Origin of the sequence: Neobacillus sp. NPDC093127 (assembly GCF_044754175.1) — a bacterium.
In the GTDB taxonomy this organism is placed as follows: Bacteria; Bacillota; Bacilli; order Bacillales; family Cytobacillaceae; genus Neobacillus.
Genome location: NZ_JBIVOP010000054.1, coordinates 1 through 2,716 on the forward strand (window position 1 = coordinate 1; position 2,716 = coordinate 2,716).

Annotated in this window: 1 protein-coding gene; it reads right to left on the reverse strand. The window is 36.2% G+C overall.

Annotated elements, in window-relative coordinates; genetic code table 11:
• Positions 1-142 precede the first annotated feature (142 nt).
• Positions 143-1,954 (reverse strand): group II intron reverse transcriptase/maturase, encoded by a 1,812-nt coding sequence (ltrA, locus tag ACIQCO_RS27950; RefSeq protein WP_483874181.1) that lies wholly within the window; start codon positions 1,952-1,954, stop codon positions 143-145.
• Positions 1,955-2,716 lie beyond the last annotated feature (762 nt).

Here is a 2,716-nt window from a genome sequence, read left to right on the forward strand (position 1 = left end):
ATACAGATAGGTAAAGGTTTGAAGTTATCGCTCCCTTTTCCCCCTGTTCACACCGTACGTGCGATTTTCACCGCATACGGCGTTCCAACTAATCCAATTTATTCTTTCTATGTATTAAGCAGACGAGTGCTGTTTTCCAAATTTAGATTATTTCATTTAGACATATTAACCGTAGCTTATTTACTTTTTCTTTCTGCTTACTTGTGAGCTTTAAAGATTGTAAAAGAGTTTCTATTTTGACTTTATCTTTTAGATGAATTAATTGATGAATTGCTTTATGAACAATAATTAAGTTTGAATAACTATCATCTTTCGAAAGATAATAAGGGTCTATGTGATGACAATGCCATTCATGAATCCCTAACTCTTCTCCTAATATCGCACATTTGCCATATTGGGCAATAAACTTACTGATTCGGTTGTCGTTATATTCAATCGATCTGTTTGGAATGTAATTTCTCATGATGTAAGAAAGCGTATTTTTATCAATAGCCTTTAGGCTATTATGAATTTTTGCTCTACCTTCGGCAGTAAAGTTACATATTACTTGGGAGAATCCAAGTGTCTTTTTCCACCGTTGTGCGTGGATGGGGACAAAAACCATTTTTTGTATCATATACAGTTTTGCCTTATATCCCTTGTATCTTTTCTGTAAGGTTTTAGTCATCTCATGGAAACTTGCCTCGGTTCTAATGTTCTTTAGTTGATTATATAACGTTCTGCGTAGATGAGCGTTTAACTCATTCAGATTGATAGTGATGTTAGTAGCGACCGAGTAATAGTTTTGGATTCCCATGACGACAGTATTGAAATTCCAAACTGTCTGAATGCAAGGCTTTTTCTTGATTACTTTTATGGCTTCCTTAATCTTTAGAAAGGCGTTTTCTTTAGCCTTTTTCGACATATCGGACCTTGCTACATAGCCAAATCTTGTTTTTCCTTTCCTTACAACTTTCATTGAAAATCCAAGAAACTCGGAAGAGTTTTTCTTTAGATTAATAACCTTCGATTTCTCCTCACTTGTTTCCAAATGAAGTCTTTTTCTCAAGAAGTCTTTCAATGCGTAGTTCATTCTTATAGCGTGTGACCTAGTTCGGCACATTACCTTGAAATCGTCCGCATAACGGACGATGAAGCACTCTTTCAAAGCAGTTTTCTTTAAATGTTGATATTTACTTCCATTTGTAGAGTAAGTATACCTGCTTTCAAACGTTTCCCATTGGTCACTTATCCACCAATCCAATTCATTCAATACAATGTTTGAAAGTAAAGGTGATAGGATACCTCCTTGCGGAGTACCTTTTGTAGGAATACCTTCTCCTTCAATCTCTGCTTTTAATAGCCTAGAAATTATAGAAAGAAGTGATTTATCCCTTATACCTAGTGACCACATTTGTTTTAAAAGTTTACTGTGCTTAACATTATCAAAGAAACCTTTAATATCAACATCAACACAATGGTGGAGTCCAGACTGATTAATAAGAAACTCAAGCCTAGCTTTGGCATGATGTGTGCTGCGGTTTGGTCTAAATCCATAACTGTGTTTATGGAATTTCGCTTCACAAATTGGTTCTAAGATTTGAAGGACACACTGCTGAAAGATTCTATCCCAAATCGTTGGAATTCCCAAAGGTCTGGTTTTGCCATTTGCTTTTGGGATGAAAACCCGTCTTACTGTTTGTGGTTCATGCCTTTTAAACATGGATTGAACCTTTGCTATTACATCTTCCACTGTTAAATGTAAAATATCATTAATAGTTAATTTATCTGTTCCCGCAGTTTTGCTACCTGTGTTTCTTTTAATGTTTCGATAGGCAAGTCTTATATTATCTTCAGAACTCATTAATACTGTTAAGTCATAGAAGTGATGACCACTGACACTTTGAGCATATAGTCTGTCAAAACAATTTTGCATACTATAATATTCACTGTGTCTCAGTTTCTTCCGTTTCAATAAGTTGGTGACTCCTTTCGGAGTTAAACCTCTTTTAGTCTCACAAGAACCTTATTAATCGATAAAGAACTGCCTTACTTGGTTGAATAAATCTTTGTTAGTCTAGTGGCTATCCCTCCATGTGGATTAGACATTTCATTGGTACTGTGCCACCACTTTCACTGATATAAAGACAAGTTATACAGTAACTAGTGTCATTATTGCCTTCCTTGCCACCGTTTCATTAGAAGTAAGTCCTCCACGTTATCAGCTTACAACGTTGAATTATATCTATTATAGAATGAACTTAGGTGCTTCCTGTAAGCCTGTTAGCATTCATACGCCTGTAACGTATCATGGATTTTCATATTAGTTAGTCTTACTAACCCACATCTAACCTCACAATTTGGTGATATACACATTTCTATGTATCGCAGTTATAGACCCGTACATCCAGAAGTTTGTCAGCTTAACCTTTTCTTTTAGGTTTATTCGCATTCTCACCATATTCAGTCAACTCAAGCATCATGATTTACACCACCCCATCGGGTAGGCTTTCGACAGCTTAACCTGTTACGGTAAATTCTTACGCCTTTTCGCCGAGCTTATAACACTATCATTCTTACTAAATCCAGTGCTATTCGACTAAGAGAGAACCCTTCAGGGCGTTACCCCATCATTTGATTCTTCGGTATAATCCTTCAGTTCCGACAGGAACTGTCTAGCCTTTACCAGAGAAATGTGACCATCCTCCATTTAAGCTAGAAACATTTCGCACAACTA